This window comes from Hyphomicrobium sp. 1Nfss2.1 (assembly GCF_965243865.1).
Lineage (GTDB): Bacteria > Pseudomonadota > Alphaproteobacteria > Rhizobiales > Hyphomicrobiaceae > Hyphomicrobium_A.
This window is the reverse complement of sequence record NZ_OZ251603.1, coordinates 901,775-919,141: the sequence shown is the minus strand read 5'-3', so window position 1 is coordinate 919,141 and position 17,367 is coordinate 901,775. Positions and strand designations below refer to the sequence as shown.

The window sequence follows — 17,367 nt, the reverse complement described above, 5'->3', positions numbered from 1 at the left end:
GTTGGCACCAACTCGAAACGCGACTGGAAAAACGGAACGGACTAGAGCGGCGGCGAGTGACCGTCCGCCGCCGGCAACTGCCGGCGGGCGATACGGCCGAGTTCTTCTTTCAGGACGTCGCGCACGGTCTTGAGCGAGCGGCGGGTGGGGACACCGCCCCCAGGTTCGCCACGCAACCAACGCTTCCACCGGGTGTAGCTGGAGATGTTCAGCTGCCCCCGCTCGCAGACCATCGCCTGCGTGAGCCGAAGCTCCTCGCGAAGTGCGTCAAGTTCGGCGAAATTCATTTCGTCGACCGAAACCGGCAAATGCGTAGGAATTTGTCCATGCATTTGCGCATAAAACAATGCGAAATCCAATGTGGTCAAGCGAAGTTTGCATGTATCCCCAGCCTACAAACCTCCGGTACGCGAAATGCATGGAGCTGAGCCGCGAGGACATCCGCGCCTGGCTTAACCAGGTGCTAAGAAAGTCAGGGGAGAGCGCCACCGCGCTCGCCAGGCGCGCGGGGATCGCGCAATCGACCCTGACGCGCTTCCTGAACGACGACGAAGCGCCCATGCTGAAGCTGCGGACGATCACCAAGATCGCCCATGCCACCGGCGAGCAGCCGATCATTAGCGTCTCGGGTGCAAGCGGCCGTCCCGCACAAGCGCTGGAAGAGGGGGCGAAGCGTTACGAGGCGGAGGAAGATTCTCCAATAACAGCTGCCGTTTCTGCCCTGATCGGCGACAAGAAGGCCGCCGACGCCTGGGAACTCGGCACCGGTGCCGGGCTCGAGCTCGCCGGTTACTTCCCCGGCGATATTCTCATCGTCGACCTCAACGAGACGGCGCAGCCGGGCGACCTCGTATGCGCCCAGGATTACCGCTGGAGCGAGGGCAAGGCCGAGACCGTGTTCCGCTTCTACGATCCGCCCTATCTGACCACGCCCAGCCGCGAGGAAGGGCTGCGCAAGCCGCTGCTGGTCGACAACGACCGCGTGGTGATCAAGGGCGTCGTCATCGGCTCACTGCGCCCGCGCAGATAGTTACTTTTCAATAATCGAACGCTGTGCAAGGCTGTGGATAACTCCGCGGCATTTTTCGCCGCGCCAGGTGTGCATTGTTTTTCGCATATGCATTTTCCGTCTGTACAATGCATTTTCGCATGATTTAGGCTGTCTCCGTTGTAAGGGCGTTTACTCCCAGGGGCCGGCCGCGATCTCGAAGCGTTGCTTTCAGCGGCATCTAACCAACCGCTTCCTCCCGTCTCGGCCGGCCCCGAGCCTTTTTTGAGAGTGCGCCCTCCGTTCAGCCGGAGGCCTCATGCTACTTCCCGACGTCACCCCGGCCGGTCAGATCGTTTTCGTCGACTACCGGCCCTCGCATCCCAGCTACGCCATGCTCACCCTCGCCACCGGCGGCACGTGCCTTTTGCACGTCACCCGCGCCGGCGAGAAATTCGAGGCGACGATCACCGGCCTCGACATGGCCGTGGTCGACGCGCAGCTGCAGGCCGATCTGATGGGCGCGCGGCTCTGGCTCGACCGCCAGGCCGCCGCCTACATGCGCGAGGTGCGCCGCCTCGACATCGCCCGCCGCCTCATCGCCGACGCCGAGGAAGGCTGCACGCTGATCCGCGCCGACGTCGACCGCTACCGGCTGCAGCAACTGCTCCCCGCCGGCGCCACCCCGCTTGACCTGCGCGAGGTGCTGTGATGCAGATCACTTACACCACACACTCGATCCTCGACGAGATCCGCGGTGAGCGTGCCGAGCAAATCGCCGGTCATGGTTTCGATGCCTCCCATGACGACAGCCACGACAACGAAGAACTTCGGATGGCGGCGGCTTGCTATGCGCTTGGCCAGACCGACGTCAGCCTGAGCGCAACAATCGGAGTGCCTTTCGCCGGCAAAGGATTTGCGCACGTCTCGGCTTCTCGGCAACTTTGGCCGTGGGATCGCGAGTGCTGGAAGCCCACGAAACGCCGGCACGATCTTATCAAGGCCGCCGCGCTGATCGTCGCCGAGATTGAGCGCCTCGATCGCCTCGCAGCCGAAAGCGAGGTGCAGTGATGAGCATCTATCGCAAAGCCGACGGCTCCGAGATCATCATCTGCGACGGCTGCGGCATCGCAGAAGACGACACGCGGCCAGACCTCGCGACGCTGATGAAGGTCGACGTGACGGCCGAAGCCGTCGCCGCCGGCATGCCGAGCGGCATCATGATCGGCATCATCGATCACTGCCCCGACTGCCAAGTCCGCAAGCCTGACAGCGAGGTGCGCTGATGACAACGCACGCTGAAACGCAGGCGATGATCGCGCGCCAGAAGATCAAGTGGTCGCGCATCCGCGACGGCGTCTATTGGGGCGTCGCGCCGATCGGCCTCGCCTACGAGATCGAACGCATCGGCATCGCCGACGGCGAAGTGCAGTGGCAGCTGCGCGAGTATCCGAACGCTGACGCCGACACCTTCGAGAACGTTGCCACCGGCCCGCTGCGCGACCTGCAGCGCACCGCCATCCACGAGGCCGCCTGCCACGCCCTCAACCAAACCAGCGAGGTGCGGTGATGGAACTTTCGATCAAGCCGACCGCCAACATCGAGACGATCGAAGGCGTGCCGTGTCGCCGCTGGGAAGGCACGGACGAGCACGGCACCTGGGTGCACGTGTGGGTGCGCATGGTCTCACCGCAATCGCTCGACGAGCAGCGGGTTGCCGATTTCGAGCGCGAGCTGCAGGCGCTACCGCGCATGCAGCGCCAGCTCGTCAGCTTCGACTTCCGCATGGCCGCCGACGATGAAAGCGAGGTGCGGTGATGCCTCTGTTTCATATCGAGACCACAACGCAGGTGCGCCGCGTGTACGAGATCGAAGCGGCGTCGCTCGACGCCGCGGAGGAAGCATTCGACAACGTCGACGGCAAGCCGACGATCGTCATGGAGGAGGACATTTCCGAAGAGGTCGACGCTATCCGCCCCATCGCCGTCAGCGCTTGGGAGCAAGGCGACCCGGCGCGTTGCGCCGGTCATCCCAACGACGGCGGACAAGGGGAGGGCGAGACGCCATGAAGGCGCTGTCAGCCGAACAAATCGCTTCTGAGCTCGGCCGCTCCATCGAGTGGCTCTACGACAACCACAAGCGGCTGGCGCGCGACAAGAAGATGCCGCGCCCGCTGTTCGCCGACGGCACGCTGCGCTGGAACGCGGCGCAGTTCTACGCCTGGCTCGATCGCGATCTGCCCAAGGATCAGAAGGCAGCTGTGGCGGCGTTGCGCGCGGTGCACCAGGCCGCGATGGAGGCCTATGGCGGCCACGATCCCCGCGCCGGCGACGAGGACGCCGAGGCCGCGCGCTGGAAAGACCTGCTCGATGCCCGTTTCGGGGGGCAGCACTGATGCGACGCGTTTTCGAAGCGGCTTACTGCATTGGCGCGCTGATCGTCTGGCTGATCATCGTCTATCCGGCGCAGTGCTTCTGGCGCTGGCTGCATGACGAAACCGAGGAAGATGGGAGCGGAGATTGACAGTGCGCCTTGACGACACGACCGAACTCGCGCCGTCGCCGTGCTGCGAATGCAAGCATGTCGTCGACCACGCCACCGGCGACGGACAGCCCTCGCCCGGAGATTGGACACTGTGCATACGCTGCGGCTCGCTCAACGTCTTCGATGACAATCTGATGCTCCGCGCGCCGACGCTCGACGAGTTTCTCGACGCCGCGAAGAATTCGGACGTGCAGCGCAAACGCCGCGCGATCCTCGCGTTCAACAGCAAGATGGGGAAGGGCAAGACGGCATGAAGCTCACGTGGAAGAAATCGACGGGCGGCACGCCGCTGCGGCGGCCGGTGCACTACGCCGTTGCCGATGGTATGCGCTACGAGGTGTCAGGCGCGGCCCATTCGTTCACGGCCCGCGTCTATCGCATCAACAAGACGCGCGCGCCGGCGATGCTGGTCGCCTACGACGACGACCGACTGCAGAAGTGTCTCGACTGGTGCCAGCGCTTCGAGGACGGGCGGGCGTTATCGCAGTCGAGGGCCGACAAGGTGCGCCGGCGCACACCGCATGTGCCGCGGTTGAAGCCGCGCGTGCTCGTCCGCAACGCCAACATCGGGTGAGGGCATGGCACTCCGCGACCTCACCCCGGCCGAAGCGCACGCGCTCGACGAGCTACACGCCTACAAGACGGATGCGTTTTCGTGCATCTGCCCGCATTGCCTAGAGTTCGTGATGATCGCCGGCATCACTGCCAAGCCCGGTGTGGTGCGCTGCCCGGATTGCAAAGAGTTGTTCGCCGCTTGGCGCCGGCAGATACCCGAAACGCGATCGGCCAAGCTGCCCGTCATGGAGGCCGCCGAAACGCAATGATCGAGCTGCCCACCCTCGTCGGCGGCCTGATGCTGGGAACAGCGCTGGCCGCCGGTTTGATTCTATGGATCAAGGAACGGCTATGAGCAACGTCACCAACCGCTTGTTGCCGCACTTTCTGCGCCAGTGGCTGCAACGCGCCGAGATCACCGACGGCGCGGCCGAGCTCACCGCGACCTACCAGATCCACGAGATCCTGAAGAAGCTGCCCGCGGAGAGCCAGCGCCGCGCGCTGCAGCACGTGGCCGACATTCTCGAGGAGAACGCGAGCCAGCAGGCCCGCTTCGCCGCCGCCCTCGAAGCCCAGGATCAGGCCGACAAACGGAGAACCGCATGAGCAACAACGAACTTACGGGCGCCCAGGCATCAGCGTTGCGCCGCATCGTTCAGTCAAAGGGTGGCCTCGATAGCTACTGCTTCATTCACCCGTTGAATGGCGGGACTTGCGAGAAAATCGACGTGCGCACCGTCGTCTCTCTGGTCGCAAGAGGGCTGCTCGCTGGCTCCGGCGGCCGCATCCGGCCGACGAAGGCAGGCCGCGTCTGTGCCGCGATCCTGCAGGCCACCGCCCATCAGGGTTGAGATTTTTGCGTGGCAGGGGGATGATGCTTCATGGCCAGATACGCCGAGCACACTGACGTTTCCGTCGAGAGCAGCCGAGCCGAGCTCGAGCGGCTGCTTCGTGTCTACAAGGCAAGGGCAACGGCATTCTTCAATGCCGAAGATCAGGCCGCCGTTGCCTTTGAGATGCGCGAGCGTCGCGTGCTGTTCAAGCTGCCGCTGCCTTCGCGCACCGACAAGGCCTTCACGCATGGCCGGGTCAATCAGTCGAGTGGACTGAAGCGCCTTTCGGACGAGGCGGCCGAGAAGCGATGGGAGAAGGCCTGCCGGCGCAAGTGGCGTGCATTGGTGCTGGCGATCAAGGCGAAGCTGGTTTCGGTCGAGGAGGGCGTCGAGAGCTTCGAGGATGCATTCATGGCGCACGTTGTCATGCCGGACGGTCAGACCGTTGCCGACCACGTACGCCCGCGCATTGCATCGGCCTACAAGGAGGGCAAGATGCAGCCACTGCTGCCAGGACCGAGCGCGTCATGAAACTTAAAGTCCCTTATTTCGTCTGGCGCGACGGTCGCCCGCGGTGGGTGCCCGGCCCGAAGCTGCGCCAGCAAGGCTTCAAGGGGCGCGACCTGAAAGACGACGACGGCCGCTGGCTGCCGCTCGAGGCGGCGATCGCCGCCGCCAACGCACTCACCGCGGCGACGCAGCGGCCGCCGGAAGAGCGGGAGGCAAAGCCGCGGAGGGGAGAGGCACGCACCTGCCGCGCGCTCTATAAGATCTGGACCAAAAGCCCGAGCTTTCTGTCGAATGCGCCGGGCACGCAAACCGACTACATGGGCAAGGTCGAGATCTTCCTCGAGCTCGAGATCGAAAAGGCCGCCAGCGGCGTTCCCGACGAGAAGAAGGATCGCGCGGAGCTGCGCGCCTGGCTGCAGCGGGTGCTGAAAAAGACGAAGCTGTCGCCCTACGCACTCGCCGCGCGCGTCGGCGTGGCCCGCTTCACCATCTTCGGGTTTCTCACCCGTGACGACGCCGCCATGATGAGCGACGAGACTGTGGCCAAGATCAAGGCCGCCATCGGAGAGACGCTTCCCGCCAAGGGGCAAGTGTTCGGCGATGCGCCGGTGTCATCGCTGCGGTCGTATCATCTCTATGGCGCCTGGGAATATCTGATGAAGGCGCGCGGCCACGCGACGGCCAACGGCGTCATTCGCGCCGTGTCGGTGATGTTCAGCCACGGCCGGCGCAAAGGCTGGTGCGAGGACAACCCGGCTTCGAAGCTCGGCATGGAGAGCGTGCCGCCGCGGCTGATGCTTTGGCTGCCCGAGCAGGTCTCGGCAATCGTCAGTATGGCGGACCGACTGGGGCTTCACTCGGTGGGCGACGCCGTCGTCATTGCCCTGCATTCCGGCCAGCGCCAGGCCGACGTGCTGGCGATGCCCGAGCGGCTGTTCGACGATCGCAGCATCAGGCTTTCGCAGTTGCGCATGAAGATGCGGCAGAAGAAAACGCATGCGCTGATCGACGCGCCGATGACGCCGGCGTGCCAGGGCCGCATTGCCGCGATCAAAGCGCGGCGCCGTGCGGCAGCGGAGGGAGGCGACAACATCGTCGACCTCAACGCGCCCATCATTCGCCGCGACGATACCGGCGAGCCGCACGACAAGAACTCGCTGGGGCGACGCTTCCGCGAGGTGCGCGCCGCGGCGGCGGCAGAGAAGGGCGACGACGGCGAACTGCGTTATCCCGGCATCGAGACGTTGCAGTTTCTGGACCTGCGCGATACGGCCGTCACGCGCCTGGCGCTGGCCGATTGCACGCTGCCGCAGATTGCCGCGATCACCGGACACTCGCTACAATCGATCACCGACATCATGAAGCACTATCTTGTGCTGCAGCCGCAGATGGCCGACGAGGCGATCGCCAAGCTGACGGCATGGCTGGAAAGAGAAGGGATTGCGCTATGAGGCGGTTCTTGTGCCTGGGTGGTCGCAATGACGGCCAAGAACTGAGTGTCGCGCACGGGAACGTCGTCTGGCTAGCATCGACCGGAGAGAGGTACCGCGTCTATAGCGAGCCGGTTGGGCACTACCTGGGCGCGCTGGTGCCACAGAACATGCCCGACGACGATGTAGAGCAGCTGCTCGAGGAGAAGCTACCCTGGTACAAGAGCAAGCGGGAATGACCGCAGACGAGCTTGCCGTGCATACGATCGCCTACGCCATCGGGACCACGTCATTGCGCCCGCGCAGCCGCATCGCCGCCGACAACGACGCGGCGAAGCTGGCGGCCGCACGCGCCATCCTCGAGCACTTGAAACTGAGCGGCTTCACAGTTACGCCAGGGCCCGGCGCGGCGCTGCATTCGACGAGCGGCCAGACGTGAGACTATCCCACCAACGGCGCCCCAAACAGACGGGTCGTGAGACTGCTAACGTCCTGATTTGAAACGATTGACACCAAACTTTTAATCAGGATGTCGATGGTTCGATCCCATCCGGGCTCACCAACAATTCCAATGGTTTAGCGACTTCTCGGCGGCTTCCCGCTGAGCCCGGGTACACGCCGGGTAAACAGCAGGTGGCCGTAGGCACCAGATTTCTAATCTGGGGGTCACAGGTTCAAATCCTGTCGGGGCAACTCCATCGAAAACCCCGCTTCTCCATCTCAACGCAAAGTTACAATTGCATGCGCGATAGGGGCAAACCAAAGAACCCGTGAGCGAACGTGCGTCTACGTAGTCACCCGTAACGTCAGCGAGGTTTTTGCGTTATTGAAAATCGACTACGCGCGCGTTTCAACTGATGACCAGAGCCTGGCGCTGCAGGTCGATGCGCTTGTAGCTGCGGGATGCAAGCAGATTTGCCGCGATGAGGGTGTGTCAGGCGCACGGATGAGCCGCCCCGCACTCGATATGCTGCTTGCAACGGCTCGATCTGGCGACGTGGTTGTGGCCTGGCGCCTCGACAGGCTCGACAGGAGCCTCTCTCACCTCATCGATCTCATTAGTGTGCTTCGGGAAAGAGGCGTTGGTTTCGTGTCGCTCTGCGAAGCGGATCGATACAGATACGGCAAGCGGTCGATTGCTGTTTCGCGTCATGGGCGCGTTGGCGGAATTCGAACGCGCCCTTATTAGTGAACGCACGCGTGCTGGCGTCGCTGCCGCGCGCATTCGGGGATCAAAGCTCGGCCGACCGAAGCGCCTAGGGTCGCGAGACGTCGAGGCGGCTCGCGCTCTGCTTACCAGTGGTGCTGCAACAATATCCGAGCTGGCGCGGCAGATGGATATCCCTCGTCCAACACTAGCGCGTGCGATAAAGGCAAACGTCTAGCTCGTCGATCTAGGAGCGAAAATGTGTCTTAGGCGGAGGGGGATCAAAAGCACCGCCCAGTTCGCGATCCAGAGCGTAAATCTCATCCATCGCGGCTCGCCGGGGTGCCAGCACCTGGCGATCATGTGTTTCGACAGCTGCACAAGGAAGCATGCACTGGTTGGCTACGATGCGGCATGGCAGCGTTCCATCCTCAATCCGGGCAATGATGTACGCGAGCGCAACCTTCAGCATCGCGGCCGCATCATCGATGGTCAGTTCCGACGGATGGTCTGGAATCCCTTCGGCATCTGCCGCATCGTTCTTCTGTGTCTTCACGTAGGGCTTCACGTAGGCCGGCGGCATGAGCCGGATCTGATGGCCCAGCTTCTCGATCGTGCGGGCCCAATGATGCGCGGCCGCCGCCGTCGCAGACCACGTCCGTTGACCGGGGAAGACCAGTCAAGTTTCCGAAGAAGGAGATCTCGGAGGGCTGCAGGTTGTCGGTGTCCGCTCTCGACGATGGCACGTTTGCAGACCATACAATGGCGGCCCGGCGTGGTATGAGTCTCAATGCGCTATCATAAGGCCGTAGCGATCACAAAGCCGGAGGCCGACCACAACATGAGAAGCGGCGGCCCCTCGATCACCGACACCGTTGTGCTGTCCCACGTTGATAGTTGGTACCCCGGCGCGCTCGACGCGTTTATGCCGGATTCGTCACATGCGGAACTTGCCGAGCGGAATTCCCGCGCATATCCGCCTAACTAGCCGACCTGGCCTTCACGGCGGCAATCAGCAACGTGCGTAACTGCTGTCTCAGCCCCGGGCGGTGCACCTTGCGCGCATAATCATCTGCATGACTAAGGCGTCCCTTGGCCTGTTGGCCAGACGACACCCTCAAAGAGCATGAACGAGGAACGCACAGTGGCCGACAGTGACACGCCGCACGAGATCGAAAAGATCATAGCCGCGCGAAACGTGGCGGATGCCTCGAAGGCGACGGCTGATGCCGAAGCGGAAAGGCAAGCTCTCGAACTCGAGGCCAAGGTAAAGGAAGCGGTCGCTGCTGCTCAGGAGGCGCTTCAGGAAGAGATAAAAAGTGCCAACAGGGCGATCAAGAAGGGTGGCCGCACCGAGGAGTTTCGGTACCAGCCTAGCCCAGAGCTACGCTCCGGAAAGCTGCTGACAGGCAATCTAACCCTGAGCGACGGCGCGGGTGTGATCCGGGACTATGTGATCACGGTTGACGCTAGGGACGGCAAGATCGTGGTGAAGGGACATGGCCAGACGATGCAGCAAACGTTGACCAACGTCCTTCACGTTAAGAGCGAGGATTGGTCGAAATTCCTGAGTGCCTTCTATGCGGGCAACATGCGATAGGCCGAAGGGCGCCGGGTCCTCATTAATCCGGCAGATGGCGAGATATGTGCTAAGCTATCCCATGGAAACATTGAAAAGCCCCCCGAGACCGACAGCGCCTGACGACATCGTTATCCCGCTCAAGGAGCGAAAGACGATGGCAACGCTCTTGCCCAATCACTGCCGTTGGCCGACCGGCGACCCGCAGCTACCCGACTTCCACTACTGCGGCAAGCCGAAGCTCGCCGGTCACTCGTATTGTGACTTTCATGTCCGTCGCGCCTTTAGTCCTGCCCGGCGGCGCCCCATCCAGTACCGCATCATCTGACGTGAGGGATTAGGTCCGCCGACGCTGGTGTGTTAGTGTCGAATCCGCGCAGCACCGAGCCCCCTCTAGCTCAGCGGGTTTAGTCTCTCCGGTCGATCATCGCGTCTTGCCGCGCTTGTGAGGATTGATCGACGGCTCGGGGCATTAGCAACGTCCGAACGTCGCATTGCTTCCCGCTGTTTTGCGCTTTGCCGCGCCACTGGACTTAGTTGCAACGCCCAGTTCTTGAGGTGGTCGATCGTCGCCGTCGAGGGCAAGACGGCCGCGGCTCCACTTTGCACGGATGTTGCTCTGCATTGAAGATCGCAATGACGTGGAGGACCACAAAATGCCGGTAAGTTACGGCTCGATCGCAATTGGCAAGTGCTTTGCGACCCCCACCAACGATGTGCGGCAAGTCGTCGGCCTGGACCGCGGCAGCGTCTCGTATGTCCTGCGCGGGAAATTGGCATTCCCATCATGGGATCGGACGGCTTGGCAGATTACCAGTCAAGACGCCTTTGCTAGTGAGGTGAGCGCCGAGGTGGACGCCGATTGGCGAGGCGCCGGTGCAACAACGCTCTGAGCGCTTTACGACGGTTGCTGCTCGGCTATTCGTCTTCAGGTGCGCATGGAGTTCCGCTTGGCGCCACGTTGAATATGTCTCCTGAGGACTCAAGTTCTAGTGCAACCGGCTGGCGACGCTCACACCGGCGAGGACGTCACTAGAAGCTCGCTCTCTCGAGCGATGCGCTCGAACACTTCCGCAATTGTCTTGATGCGATAGAGGCGCTCGCCGCCCTCGCTCGGAAGCAGCATCATAATTTTGTAGGAGCGGGCCGAGGCGGAAACGCCGCGCTGTGAGGGCACAAAATCGACCATCTGGCCAACCCTGAACTTGGCCTTCGCTATTCTAGAGTTGGACATTGATCGCCTCCACATCGCGCGCCAATGCGGCTTCAAGATCGGTGGGTTCAACTTCGACAACGGGTATGGCGAATAGAGCGAGCGAAGCAGCCACGGGCGGGATGGTCCACATTGGCGTGTCCTTTCAGGAAGCAGCGACGAGCCGATCATCTTCTCGGAACGGGAAGTTTGGGGTGTCATAACGCCGACAACCCGCACAGCTGGCGCTTTGAAGGCTCAGAAGTCGTCCGCGATCAGCTCGTAAGAACCTTTGTGTCGGCGGCCGTACACCTTGCGGGCAGTCCGCAGAATGCGATCGCGATTCTGGTCGAAGCTGGCGAGCAGAGATGACTCGCCCGATGGAGTTCCGACTGCGATTTTTGTCAGAGCGTCCTCCTCCAGGAAAAAAGAGACCTCCATCGCACCGTCGCTGCCCCAAAAGCGAATGCAGCGCCGCGCGGCATCGTAGCTGCGACTTTCGTTTGGAAAATTCAGCATTCGCCACTCCAATTGTTGTCAGTCGACCAAGCGGGCGCGGAGGACCAGGCTCCTGGTCCTCCGCCGGCCTTAGAAGTCCATCCCGCCACCGCCCATCGGCGGGTGCGCATGGCCTGCGTTCTTGGCAGGAATGTCGCCGATCATCGCCTCGGTCGTGATCAGCAGTCCGGCGACGGAGGCCGCATCCTGCAATGCGCAACGCACGACCTTGGCGGGGTCGATCACGCCCTGGGCGACAAGATCGCCATAGTCGCCTGACTGCGCATTGTAGCCGAATGCGTAGGTGCCGTTTTCGAGGATCTTGCCGACAATGACGGAACCATCTTCACCGGCGTTGGTGAAAATCTGTCGCGACGGCGCTTGCAGTGCCTTGCGGACGATGGCGATGCCCGTCTTCTGATCCTCGTTCGTGGTCTTGAGGGATTCGAGCGCTTTGATTGCTCTGAGCAGCGCTACGCCGCCGCCTGGCACGATGCCTTCTTCCACCGCTGCGCGCGTGGCGTGGAGTGCATCGTCGACGCGGTCTTTCCGCTCCTTCACCTCGACTTCGGTAGCACCTCCGACCTTGATGACGGCGACGCCGCCGGCGAGCTTGGCGAGCCGTTCCTGCAGCTTCTCCTTGTCGTAGTCCGAGGTCGTCTCCTCGATCTGCGCCTTGATCTGCTTGATGCGCGCCTCGATATCGGTCTTCTTTCCAGCGCCATCGACGATGGTCGTGTTCTCCTTGTCGATCGTCACTTTCTTGGCGCGACCGAGCATGTCGAGGGTGACGTTCTCGAGCTTGATGCCAAGGTCTTCCGAGACCGTCTGGCCGCCGGTGAGGACCGCAATATCTTCCAGCATGGCTTTGCGGCGATCGCCGAAGCCCGGCGCCTTGACCGCAGCGACCTTGAGGCCGCCGCGCAGCTTGTTGACGACCAGCGTCGCCAAGGCTTCGCCTTCGACGTCTTCGGCGATGATGACCAACGGCTTCCCGGATTGTACGACGGCTTCGAGCAGCGGCAGCAGCGTCTGCAGGCCGCCGAGCTTCTTCTCGTGGATGAGAACGTAAGGGTCGTCGAGCTCGACCATCATCTTTTCGGCGTTGGTGACGAAGTACGGCGACAGGTAGCCACGGTCGAACTGCATACCTTCGACGACTTCCAACTCGGTCTCGAGGCTCTTGGATTCCTCAATTGTTATGACGCCCACGTTGCCGACGCGCTTCATCGCCTCGGCGAGCTTGGCACCGATCTCGGCATCGCCGTTCGATGAGATAGTGCCGACCTGAGCGATTTCCGCGTTGGAGGTCACCTTCTTGGCCTTGGCCTTCAGTTCCTCGACGACGGCGGCCACCGCCTGATCGATGCCGCGGCGGAGATCCATCGGATTGGCGCCGGCAGCAACCGATTTAGCGCCTTCCCGAATGATCGCCTGGGCGAGCACGGTTGCCGTCGTCGTGCCGTCCCCAGCGATATCGGAGGTCTTCGAGGCGACCTCCTTCAACATTTGGGCGCCCATGTTCTCGAACTTGTCTTCGAGCTCGATTTCCTTGGCGACCGTCACGCCGTCTTTGGTGATGCGCGGCGCGCCATACGACTTCTCGATCACGACGTTGCGCCCCTTGGGCCCGAGCGTGACTTTGACGGCGTTGGCGAGAATATCGACGCCGCGCAGCATGCGATCGCGCGCGTCTTGGCCGAATTTGACGTCTTTAGAGCTCATGTTGAGCAACTCCTGAAAGGAAAGGGTGATTGGCGCTATGCGTTCTAGGCGGCGGCCTTGATCTTGGCGGTGCCCTCTATGACGCCGAGGATGTCGCTCTCTTTCATGATAAGGAGATCATCACCATCGATCTTGACCTCGGTGCCCGTCCACTTCCCGAACAGCACCGTGTCGCCGGCTTTGACGTCAGGCGCGTTGACCTTGCCGCTCTCGTCGCGAACACCTGGGCCAACGGCCACGACCTCGCCGCGCATCGGCTTTTCCTTTGCGGTATCGGGAATGATGATGCCGCCCGCGCTCTTGCCGTCCTCCTCCAGTCGCTTAACGACGACGCGGTCGTGCAAGGGCCGGAATTTCATTGAAATCCTCAAATCTCTGATTTTTTGGGATGAGGTGCGCAATTCGGGGCGTTTAGAAACAGCCCTAGTCGGCACGGATATATGTCTTAGCACTCTTTGTTCCGGAGTGCTAATGGTGCTTTCGCCCAGAAAATTGCTTCTCAGTGCCCCCAGGAAAAAAGCATGACGCTTGAAACGTTGGGCTGGAATCGCCAGCGGCAATCAGATTTTGCCGCGCGCGCGGAAGAGAACCTGATCCCCGGCCGGGTCGTGAGCGAGCACCGCAGCCATTTCGGTGTTGCAACCGACGCGGGCGAACTTTCAGCCGAGATGACGGGGCGCCTGAGAAATGCAGCCGTGCAGCGCTCGGATCTGCCGGGCGTCGGAGATTTCGTGGCGCTGCGCCGCGGAGCTGCTGACGGCCCGGCCGCCATCGAGGAAGTGCTGCCGCGCACAAGTGCGTTAATCCGCAAAGCCTCGGGCGAAAATCGACCGCAGCTTCTGGCGGCCAATGTCGACACGGTCTTCATTGTGACCGCACCGGATGGCGACTTTAACTTGCCGCGCATCGAGCGCCTGCTTGCGCTCGTCGCCGACAGCGCTGCCGCTCCGGTCATCGTCCTCAACAAGGCGGATCTCACCGACGATGCCGCCGGGATGATGGAGCTGATCGCGACGGTAGCGCCGGGTGTTCCTCTTCATTCCATCAGCGCGCGCGCTCACCGCATCTCCGGCATCGAGCGGCATTTCGACGGCAACCGGACCATAGCGCTCATTGGCTCATCGGGCGTCGGCAAATCGACGCTGACGAATGAGCTGCTAGGGCGCGCTGCTCAGGCGACACAGGAGGTTCGCGCTCACGACAGCCGCGGCCGGCATACGACAACGCATCGCCAGCTCTTTCTTCGCGTCCGCGGCGGCTGCATCATTGACACGCCGGGTATGCGCGGGGTGGAGGTTTGGAACACGGATGGCGTCGCCGATAGCACTTTCGCCGACATCGAAGCACTGGCGGTGGGATGCAAGTTCAGCAACTGCCGCCACGAGGCGGAGCCGAAATGCGCCGTACGCGCCGCCGTCGCGCGCGGCGACCTGGATGCTGAGCACCTGGCCACGTATGTACGGCGTGCGCGAGCGGCAACGTCGAGCGGGCGCTGACGGGACCCACCACACGCCCGGGGTCAGTTCACCGGGACTGCAGTTTCAGTTGTCTCGTCCGTCCACACCTTGAAGCCTTCGAGCTCATTTGGACCGAACGTCGTCGTCATGGCGACGTCCGCGGCGTCGCGGCCGCGCGCAATCAAGACGCGGCCGATGCGCGGCACGTTGTTGCGCGGATCAAACGTATGCCAATGGCCGCCGATGTAGGCCTCGAACCAGGCAGCGAAATCGCCGGGCGGGTACGGCGGCGGCGTACCAACGTCGCCGAGGTATCCGGTGCAATAACGCGCCGGGATATTCAAGGCGCGGCAGAAGGCGACAGCAAGGTGTGCGTAGTCGCGGCAAACGCCACGCTTTTCAGCGTAAGCTTCCGAAGCCGTTCGCGTAACACGCGCATGTGCGTAGCCAAACTCGATGTGGCGATGGACGAAATCGCATATCGCCTGTACGCGGCCCCAGCCGGGCTTGGCATGGCCAAACAGCTTCCAGGCAAGATCTAGGAGCTGGTCGCTATCGCTAAACCGGCTGGCAAGGAGAAAGACCAGCGCCTCTTCAGGAAGGTCCTCGACGGGAATTTGCGCAGCGTCGGGGACGACCGCATCGGGCGTCCCCGTGTCGGTGATCACGGCGTTGGTCGAGATGACCACCTTGCCCTTCGGCGCCACGATCCTGCAGCACCAGTTGCCGAACCCGTCGCGATAGCCGGAGATAGGCACCGCGGGGCTGACCACAATATGGTCGGGTGCCGCGAGCCCGGCAACGCGCGTGTAGTGAATGTTGAGCATTAAGATGGCGGGTGTCGGTTGAGGGAATGCGTATCGCAGCTCGTAGCCGACACGGAGTTTCATCTAGCCATCCTGTTCTGCCGATCCAAAAGATCACCCCTGCGGCGACCCATGCGGCGGGGAGCCTAGAGCTCTGCAAGCGCCGAGTGCAGGCAGCATAGCTGCACGTACGCGGGAAGCTTGATCCGAGGTGAACTCGCTCGCGCCCCGACCGCAGCCGAAGAGCTGTAGTCATCATAGCCTTTGCCCAGGTCATTAGCGAGCGTCTGGCTCGAAACCGCCCGTGTCAGCACGTGGCGCGCGATGTCCGGTTCTGTGACGCTACAGCCGAAATCGCTGCGGAGATGAAGTTTGGAGCCGGAGCGCAGAGATCTATTAACGTCGGCCCAAACATTCAATGTTCGTTCCGGTTAGGAGAGCGATGGTGTGAGTGCAGCAGGAGTGTGCTGTGGATTGCGGTCCACTATGCTCAATAGTGATGCGCTTGCTCAGAAGAGGCCTAGCAATTGTTGTCGTCTATATCTCGATGGCTTCCCGCGGCTCTCTTTGCCGCCGTATTCATCTGGGCCTGCGTCGTAGGCTTCACGAAATACCTTTTCGACCGCCCCAACTCGACCAGCTCATTGCCGATGGGATCGAGACGAGGGCGCAGATTACCAACCTTAGACCATCGCTTGGTCGCGGTAGCACACCAGCAGTGGATCTGACTTGGGAACGTCCCGACAAATTTTGTCGACTCTCGCAGCACCCGATCAGCAACTTGGCTTTCACCGATATCGAGCTGTCCCTTAGGAGCGGAGTTGATCGAGTCCCTGTCCTCGTGGATCCGACCGGCGCATGCGGTGCAGTGATTGTCGCCGACATTCCGTATCGAAGACGACAAGCAGGGCCGATCATGATGGTACCCTTCCTGATCCTTGCCGGACTGGGAACGGCAACCGCCGCATTAGCGGCGTCGCGCGGCATTACAAACCGCCGTTGATCTCAGCCAGCGTCCTCCTCGCTCGCGTGGTCCGAAACCAGCAGTATTTCGCTTCGGCAGTTCATAGTTGGCTGCTTCGACGAAGAATCGACATCCGACGACCGGCTCATCGCCACAGCGGACATAGCCGGCGATCGCATTGGACCCCCGATCACGCATCGGCCGGCTTCAGCTTGTGGGACCGACCGTCGGCTCTGCCGAGACGCCAACGCCTTCTGGCTACCGCGTCCCCGGAGGTGAAGCGATCCGTGAGCTTTCGTCGGGCGGGCTGCCGGGTTCAGAAGCACAGCCAGGGGCCCAAGCAGGTCGCGGGCGTTCCGCCCTTACAGGCCATCTGCGAGGAGTAACACTCAATCATCGCCGAGCCTGATTTGCAGGTGGTTTTCACCGGCCCCTTCCCTACAAGCCCTCGCCCGGCGATCGTATTCTTGAGGGCGTTTGTGGAGAACAGCACCGCCAAATCGTGGGTGACGTTATCGCCACTGGCTGCGACCCTGGTACAATCGGCCGCCTGAGCCGTCGCTGAAAGTGTGCAGACCATAACCGCGGCCACGAATCCTAACTTGAAGACCTGCATGGCACCCCCCGTAAGAACAAATCTGCTCGAACGCTAGTCTCGAACGCTAGTCGAGTGCTTGGCGGTTGCCAAGTAAAGCACCGTTGCCGTTGCCGGTACCGATGCTTACCGCAATGTGCTTATGGCCCTCCGCGCGCACGACATCGCCATCTAGCTCATCTACCGGCGAACCGGAAACCTTCGGGCTGTCCAACTCCTGCTTGGGCATTCCAAGATCGAAAGCACGGTCAGGTATCTCATGTCTATCCTCTCCGCGATCTCGATTGCGTCGAGCGATGCTCGCTAGACCTGCTGCCATGCCAACGCCCCGGCTCTCTGCGTCAGCAAAAGAGGCAACGATGTGCGCCGAGGTCCGCCCAGTTTGGCTCTGATGGGGAATCGCCCGTCATTGCCGGACCAGGTCTGCTCGTCGCGTTGAGGCAGTCGTCCCGTCTCCAAGTGCATCCGCGAGTGCCGGCCACAGCAATCCAGATAATTCGTTCTCGACCTGAGTACCCGGCAGCGCTGTTCTCGCAGCAACATG

At 62.2% G+C, this 17,367-nt stretch carries 31 protein-coding genes, 2 tRNA genes and 2 pseudogenes; 26 read left to right on the top strand and 9 right to left on the bottom strand.

Going from position 1 to position 17,367, the window contains the following annotated elements; genetic code table 11:
• Window positions 1-41: 41 nt before the first annotated feature.
• Window positions 42-368, bottom strand: a complete 327-nt coding sequence (locus ACP15D_RS04590) for a hypothetical protein (RefSeq protein WP_424956373.1) — start codon at window positions 366-368, stop codon at window positions 42-44.
• A gap of 50 nt (window positions 369-418) precedes the next feature.
• Here ACP15D_RS04590 and ACP15D_RS04585 point away from each other — a divergent pair, with 50 nt between their 5' ends.
• From ACP15D_RS04585 to ACP15D_RS04480, 22 genes are all read left to right on the top strand, one after another.
• Complete coding sequence (locus tag ACP15D_RS04585; protein WP_424956372.1) at window positions 419-1,030, top strand: LexA family protein; 612 nt, start codon at window positions 419-421, stop codon at window positions 1,028-1,030.
• A 277-nt stretch (window positions 1,031-1,307) separates the two neighbouring features.
• Complete coding sequence (locus ACP15D_RS04580) at window positions 1,308-1,700, top strand: hypothetical protein (RefSeq protein ID WP_424956371.1); 393 nt, start codon at window positions 1,308-1,310, stop codon at window positions 1,698-1,700.
• Complete coding sequence (locus ACP15D_RS04575) at window positions 1,700-2,059, top strand: hypothetical protein (RefSeq protein WP_424956370.1); 360 nt, start codon at window positions 1,700-1,702, stop codon at window positions 2,057-2,059. The genes ACP15D_RS04580 and ACP15D_RS04575 overlap by 1 nt, the downstream gene beginning before the upstream one ends.
• Window positions 2,059-2,274: a hypothetical protein gene (locus ACP15D_RS04570; protein WP_424956369.1), complete on the top strand. Its 216-nt coding sequence runs from the start codon at window positions 2,059-2,061 to the stop codon at window positions 2,272-2,274. Before ACP15D_RS04575 ends, ACP15D_RS04570 begins: the two co-directional genes overlap by 1 nt.
• Window positions 2,274-2,558, top strand: a complete 285-nt coding sequence (locus ACP15D_RS04565; protein ID WP_424956368.1) for a hypothetical protein — start codon at window positions 2,274-2,276, stop codon at window positions 2,556-2,558. Before ACP15D_RS04570 ends, ACP15D_RS04565 begins: the two co-directional genes overlap by 1 nt.
• The gene (locus tag ACP15D_RS04560; protein WP_424956367.1) at window positions 2,558-2,806 is read left to right on the top strand and encodes a hypothetical protein; all 249 of its coding nucleotides are present in this window, start codon (window positions 2,558-2,560) and stop codon (window positions 2,804-2,806) included. The genes ACP15D_RS04565 and ACP15D_RS04560 overlap by 1 nt, the downstream gene beginning before the upstream one ends.
• Window positions 2,806-3,057, top strand: coding sequence for a hypothetical protein (locus tag ACP15D_RS04555; protein ID WP_424956366.1), 252 nt, complete (start codon window positions 2,806-2,808; stop codon window positions 3,055-3,057). The genes ACP15D_RS04560 and ACP15D_RS04555 overlap by 1 nt, the downstream gene beginning before the upstream one ends.
• On the top strand, window positions 3,054-3,383 hold the full coding sequence (locus tag ACP15D_RS04550; RefSeq protein ID WP_424956365.1) for a hypothetical protein: 330 nt from the start codon (window positions 3,054-3,056) through the stop codon (window positions 3,381-3,383). The genes ACP15D_RS04555 and ACP15D_RS04550 overlap by 4 nt, the downstream gene beginning before the upstream one ends.
• Window positions 3,383-3,511, top strand: a complete 129-nt coding sequence (locus ACP15D_RS04545) for a hypothetical protein (protein WP_424956364.1) — start codon at window positions 3,383-3,385, stop codon at window positions 3,509-3,511. Before ACP15D_RS04550 ends, ACP15D_RS04545 begins: the two co-directional genes overlap by 1 nt.
• Window positions 3,508-3,786: a hypothetical protein gene (locus ACP15D_RS04540; protein WP_424956363.1), complete on the top strand. Its 279-nt coding sequence runs from the start codon at window positions 3,508-3,510 to the stop codon at window positions 3,784-3,786. Before ACP15D_RS04545 ends, ACP15D_RS04540 begins: the two co-directional genes overlap by 4 nt.
• The gene (locus ACP15D_RS04535) at window positions 3,783-4,106 is read left to right on the top strand and encodes a hypothetical protein (RefSeq protein WP_424956362.1); all 324 of its coding nucleotides are present in this window, start codon (window positions 3,783-3,785) and stop codon (window positions 4,104-4,106) included. The genes ACP15D_RS04540 and ACP15D_RS04535 overlap by 4 nt, the downstream gene beginning before the upstream one ends.
• Before the next feature lie 4 nt (window positions 4,107-4,110).
• Window positions 4,111-4,356, top strand: a complete 246-nt coding sequence (locus ACP15D_RS04530; RefSeq protein ID WP_424956361.1) for a hypothetical protein — start codon at window positions 4,111-4,113, stop codon at window positions 4,354-4,356.
• Between the two features lie 82 nt (window positions 4,357-4,438).
• Window positions 4,439-4,693 (top strand): hypothetical protein, encoded by a 255-nt coding sequence (locus tag ACP15D_RS04525; protein ID WP_424956360.1) that lies wholly within the window; start codon window positions 4,439-4,441, stop codon window positions 4,691-4,693.
• Window positions 4,690-4,938 carry a hypothetical protein gene (locus ACP15D_RS04520; RefSeq protein WP_424956359.1) on the top strand — a complete coding sequence of 83 codons (249 nt, stop codon included), beginning with the start codon at window positions 4,690-4,692 and terminating at the stop codon, window positions 4,936-4,938. The genes ACP15D_RS04525 and ACP15D_RS04520 overlap by 4 nt, the downstream gene beginning before the upstream one ends.
• Window positions 4,939-4,968: 30 nt before the next feature.
• Window positions 4,969-5,451, top strand: coding sequence for a hypothetical protein (locus ACP15D_RS04515; protein WP_424956358.1), 483 nt, complete (start codon window positions 4,969-4,971; stop codon window positions 5,449-5,451).
• Window positions 5,448-6,881, top strand: coding sequence for a hypothetical protein (locus ACP15D_RS04510; RefSeq protein ID WP_424956357.1), 1,434 nt, complete (start codon window positions 5,448-5,450; stop codon window positions 6,879-6,881). Before ACP15D_RS04515 ends, ACP15D_RS04510 begins: the two co-directional genes overlap by 4 nt.
• Window positions 6,878-7,099, top strand: coding sequence for a hypothetical protein (locus tag ACP15D_RS04505; protein ID WP_424956356.1), 222 nt, complete (start codon window positions 6,878-6,880; stop codon window positions 7,097-7,099). Before ACP15D_RS04510 ends, ACP15D_RS04505 begins: the two co-directional genes overlap by 4 nt.
• Window positions 7,096-7,299 (top strand): hypothetical protein, encoded by a 204-nt coding sequence (locus ACP15D_RS04500; RefSeq protein ID WP_424956355.1) that lies wholly within the window; start codon window positions 7,096-7,098, stop codon window positions 7,297-7,299. Before ACP15D_RS04505 ends, ACP15D_RS04500 begins: the two co-directional genes overlap by 4 nt.
• 31 nt (window positions 7,300-7,330) lie before the next feature.
• Window positions 7,331-7,422: transfer RNA gene (locus ACP15D_RS04495), tRNA-OTHER, on the top strand.
• Window positions 7,423-7,476: 54 nt separating this feature from the next.
• A tRNA-Arg gene (locus ACP15D_RS04490) sits at window positions 7,477-7,550 on the top strand.
• A gap of 136 nt (window positions 7,551-7,686) precedes the next feature.
• A complete protein-coding gene (locus ACP15D_RS04485; RefSeq protein WP_424956354.1) occupies window positions 7,687-8,049 on the top strand; it encodes a recombinase family protein in 363 nt (120 codons plus the stop codon).
• Entirely contained in the window at window positions 8,012-8,245 is a 234-nt protein-coding gene (locus ACP15D_RS04480; RefSeq protein ID WP_424956353.1) for a recombinase family protein, read from the top strand. Before ACP15D_RS04485 ends, ACP15D_RS04480 begins: the two co-directional genes overlap by 38 nt.
• A gap of 276 nt (window positions 8,246-8,521) precedes the next feature.
• Here the strand turns inward: ACP15D_RS04480 and ACP15D_RS04475 are convergent.
• Window positions 8,522-8,647: pseudogene (locus tag ACP15D_RS04475) on the bottom strand (IS110 family transposase); the annotation flags it as partial.
• Window positions 8,648-9,151: 504 nt separating this feature from the next.
• On the opposite strand from ACP15D_RS04475, the gene ACP15D_RS04470 reads away from it, so the two are divergent.
• Together ACP15D_RS04470 and ACP15D_RS04465 are read left to right on the top strand one after the other, a co-directional pair.
• Window positions 9,152-9,607, top strand: coding sequence for a hypothetical protein (locus tag ACP15D_RS04470; protein ID WP_424956352.1), 456 nt, complete (start codon window positions 9,152-9,154; stop codon window positions 9,605-9,607).
• Window positions 9,588-9,914 carry a GcrA family cell cycle regulator gene (locus ACP15D_RS04465; RefSeq protein WP_424956351.1) on the top strand — a complete coding sequence of 109 codons (327 nt, stop codon included), beginning with the start codon at window positions 9,588-9,590 and terminating at the stop codon, window positions 9,912-9,914. Before ACP15D_RS04470 ends, ACP15D_RS04465 begins: the two co-directional genes overlap by 20 nt.
• 684 nt (window positions 9,915-10,598) lie before the next feature.
• On the opposite strand, the gene ACP15D_RS04460 is transcribed toward ACP15D_RS04465, so the two are convergent.
• The 5 genes from ACP15D_RS04460 to ACP15D_RS04440 form a co-directional block, all read right to left on the bottom strand.
• Entirely contained in the window at window positions 10,599-10,820 is a 222-nt protein-coding gene (locus ACP15D_RS04460; RefSeq protein WP_072376315.1) for a hypothetical protein, read from the bottom strand.
• Window positions 10,807-10,932 carry a hypothetical protein gene (locus ACP15D_RS04455; RefSeq protein ID WP_424956350.1) on the bottom strand — a complete coding sequence of 42 codons (126 nt, stop codon included), beginning with the start codon at window positions 10,930-10,932 and terminating at the stop codon, window positions 10,807-10,809. The genes ACP15D_RS04460 and ACP15D_RS04455 overlap by 14 nt, the downstream gene beginning before the upstream one ends.
• Before the next feature lie 104 nt (window positions 10,933-11,036).
• A complete protein-coding gene (locus ACP15D_RS04450) occupies window positions 11,037-11,297 on the bottom strand; it encodes a DUF1488 domain-containing protein (protein ID WP_424956349.1) in 261 nt (86 codons plus the stop codon).
• Window positions 11,298-11,366: 69 nt separating this feature from the next.
• Entirely contained in the window at window positions 11,367-13,001 is a 1,635-nt protein-coding gene (gene groL, locus ACP15D_RS04445) for a chaperonin GroEL (RefSeq protein ID WP_424956348.1), read from the bottom strand.
• 44 nt (window positions 13,002-13,045) lie between these two features.
• A complete protein-coding gene (locus ACP15D_RS04440; RefSeq protein ID WP_424956347.1) occupies window positions 13,046-13,360 on the bottom strand; it encodes a co-chaperone GroES in 315 nt (104 codons plus the stop codon).
• 162 nt (window positions 13,361-13,522) lie between these two features.
• Here ACP15D_RS04440 and rsgA point away from each other — a divergent pair, with 162 nt between their 5' ends.
• Complete coding sequence (rsgA, locus tag ACP15D_RS04435; RefSeq protein ID WP_424956346.1) at window positions 13,523-14,497, top strand: ribosome small subunit-dependent GTPase A; 975 nt, start codon at window positions 13,523-13,525, stop codon at window positions 14,495-14,497.
• A 23-nt stretch (window positions 14,498-14,520) separates the two neighbouring features.
• Here rsgA and ACP15D_RS04430 read toward each other — a convergent pair whose 3' ends face one another.
• Both ACP15D_RS04430 and ACP15D_RS04425 read right to left on the bottom strand, forming a co-directional pair.
• Window positions 14,521-15,348 (bottom strand): transglutaminase-like domain-containing protein, encoded by an 828-nt coding sequence (locus tag ACP15D_RS04430; protein WP_424956345.1) that lies wholly within the window; start codon window positions 15,346-15,348, stop codon window positions 14,521-14,523.
• Between the two features lie 1,542 nt (window positions 15,349-16,890).
• Complete coding sequence (locus ACP15D_RS04425; protein ID WP_424956344.1) at window positions 16,891-17,052, bottom strand: hypothetical protein; 162 nt, start codon at window positions 17,050-17,052, stop codon at window positions 16,891-16,893.
• Between ACP15D_RS04425 and ACP15D_RS04420 the strand changes: the two are divergent.
• Window positions 16,999-17,130, top strand: a pseudogene (locus tag ACP15D_RS04420) (tyrosine-type recombinase/integrase); the annotation flags it as partial. The gene ACP15D_RS04425 and the pseudogene ACP15D_RS04420 overlap by 54 nt on opposite strands.
• Window positions 17,131-17,367: the final 237 nt, after the last annotated feature.

What these genes read in the sequence shown, in the direction of transcription:
- ACP15D_RS04585 (WP_424956372.1), top strand. Translation starts at nt 419, where the DNA reads ATGGAGCTGAGCCGCGAGGACATCCGCGCCTGGCTTAACCAGGTGCTA.
- ACP15D_RS04580 (WP_424956371.1), top strand. Translation starts at nt 1,308, where the DNA reads ATGCTACTTCCCGACGTCACCCCGGCCGGTCAGATCGTTTTCGTCGAC.
- ACP15D_RS04575 (WP_424956370.1), top strand. Translation starts at nt 1,700, where the DNA reads ATGCAGATCACTTACACCACACACTCGATCCTCGACGAGATCCGCGGT.
- ACP15D_RS04570 (WP_424956369.1), top strand. Translation starts at nt 2,059, where the DNA reads ATGAGCATCTATCGCAAAGCCGACGGCTCCGAGATCATCATCTGCGAC.
- ACP15D_RS04565 (WP_424956368.1), top strand. Translation starts at nt 2,274, where the DNA reads ATGACAACGCACGCTGAAACGCAGGCGATGATCGCGCGCCAGAAGATC.
- ACP15D_RS04560 (WP_424956367.1), top strand. Translation starts at nt 2,558, where the DNA reads ATGGAACTTTCGATCAAGCCGACCGCCAACATCGAGACGATCGAAGGC.
- ACP15D_RS04555 (WP_424956366.1), top strand. Translation starts at nt 2,806, where the DNA reads ATGCCTCTGTTTCATATCGAGACCACAACGCAGGTGCGCCGCGTGTAC.
- ACP15D_RS04550 (WP_424956365.1), top strand. Translation starts at nt 3,054, where the DNA reads ATGAAGGCGCTGTCAGCCGAACAAATCGCTTCTGAGCTCGGCCGCTCC.
- ACP15D_RS04545 (WP_424956364.1), top strand. Translation starts at nt 3,383, where the DNA reads ATGCGACGCGTTTTCGAAGCGGCTTACTGCATTGGCGCGCTGATCGTC.
- ACP15D_RS04535 (WP_424956362.1), top strand. Translation starts at nt 3,783, where the DNA reads ATGAAGCTCACGTGGAAGAAATCGACGGGCGGCACGCCGCTGCGGCGG.
- ACP15D_RS04530 (WP_424956361.1), top strand. Translation starts at nt 4,111, where the DNA reads ATGGCACTCCGCGACCTCACCCCGGCCGAAGCGCACGCGCTCGACGAG.
- ACP15D_RS04525 (WP_424956360.1), top strand. Translation starts at nt 4,439, where the DNA reads ATGAGCAACGTCACCAACCGCTTGTTGCCGCACTTTCTGCGCCAGTGG.
- ACP15D_RS04520 (WP_424956359.1), top strand. Translation starts at nt 4,690, where the DNA reads ATGAGCAACAACGAACTTACGGGCGCCCAGGCATCAGCGTTGCGCCGC.
- ACP15D_RS04515 (WP_424956358.1), top strand. Translation starts at nt 4,969, where the DNA reads ATGGCCAGATACGCCGAGCACACTGACGTTTCCGTCGAGAGCAGCCGA.
- ACP15D_RS04510 (WP_424956357.1), top strand. Translation starts at nt 5,448, where the DNA reads ATGAAACTTAAAGTCCCTTATTTCGTCTGGCGCGACGGTCGCCCGCGG.
- ACP15D_RS04505 (WP_424956356.1), top strand. Translation starts at nt 6,878, where the DNA reads ATGAGGCGGTTCTTGTGCCTGGGTGGTCGCAATGACGGCCAAGAACTG.
- ACP15D_RS04500 (WP_424956355.1), top strand. Translation starts at nt 7,096, where the DNA reads ATGACCGCAGACGAGCTTGCCGTGCATACGATCGCCTACGCCATCGGG.
- ACP15D_RS04480 (WP_424956353.1), top strand. Translation starts at nt 8,012, where the DNA reads ATGGGCGCGTTGGCGGAATTCGAACGCGCCCTTATTAGTGAACGCACG.
- ACP15D_RS04465 (WP_424956351.1), top strand. Translation starts at nt 9,588, where the DNA reads ATGCGGGCAACATGCGATAGGCCGAAGGGCGCCGGGTCCTCATTAATC.
- ACP15D_RS04460 (WP_072376315.1), bottom strand. Translation starts at nt 10,820, where the DNA reads ATGTCCAACTCTAGAATAGCGAAGGCCAAGTTCAGGGTTGGCCAGATG.
- ACP15D_RS04455 (WP_424956350.1), bottom strand. Translation starts at nt 10,932, where the DNA reads ATGTGGACCATCCCGCCCGTGGCTGCTTCGCTCGCTCTATTCGCCATA.
- ACP15D_RS04450 (WP_424956349.1), bottom strand. Translation starts at nt 11,297, where the DNA reads ATGCTGAATTTTCCAAACGAAAGTCGCAGCTACGATGCCGCGCGGCGC.
- groL (WP_424956348.1), bottom strand. Translation starts at nt 13,001, where the DNA reads ATGAGCTCTAAAGACGTCAAATTCGGCCAAGACGCGCGCGATCGCATG.
- ACP15D_RS04440 (WP_424956347.1), bottom strand. Translation starts at nt 13,360, where the DNA reads ATGAAATTCCGGCCCTTGCACGACCGCGTCGTCGTTAAGCGACTGGAG.
- rsgA (WP_424956346.1), top strand. Translation starts at nt 13,523, where the DNA reads ATGACGCTTGAAACGTTGGGCTGGAATCGCCAGCGGCAATCAGATTTT.
- ACP15D_RS04430 (WP_424956345.1), bottom strand. Translation starts at nt 15,348, where the DNA reads ATGAAACTCCGTGTCGGCTACGAGCTGCGATACGCATTCCCTCAACCG.
- ACP15D_RS04425 (WP_424956344.1), bottom strand. Translation starts at nt 17,052, where the DNA reads ATGCCCAAGCAGGAGTTGGACAGCCCGAAGGTTTCCGGTTCGCCGGTA.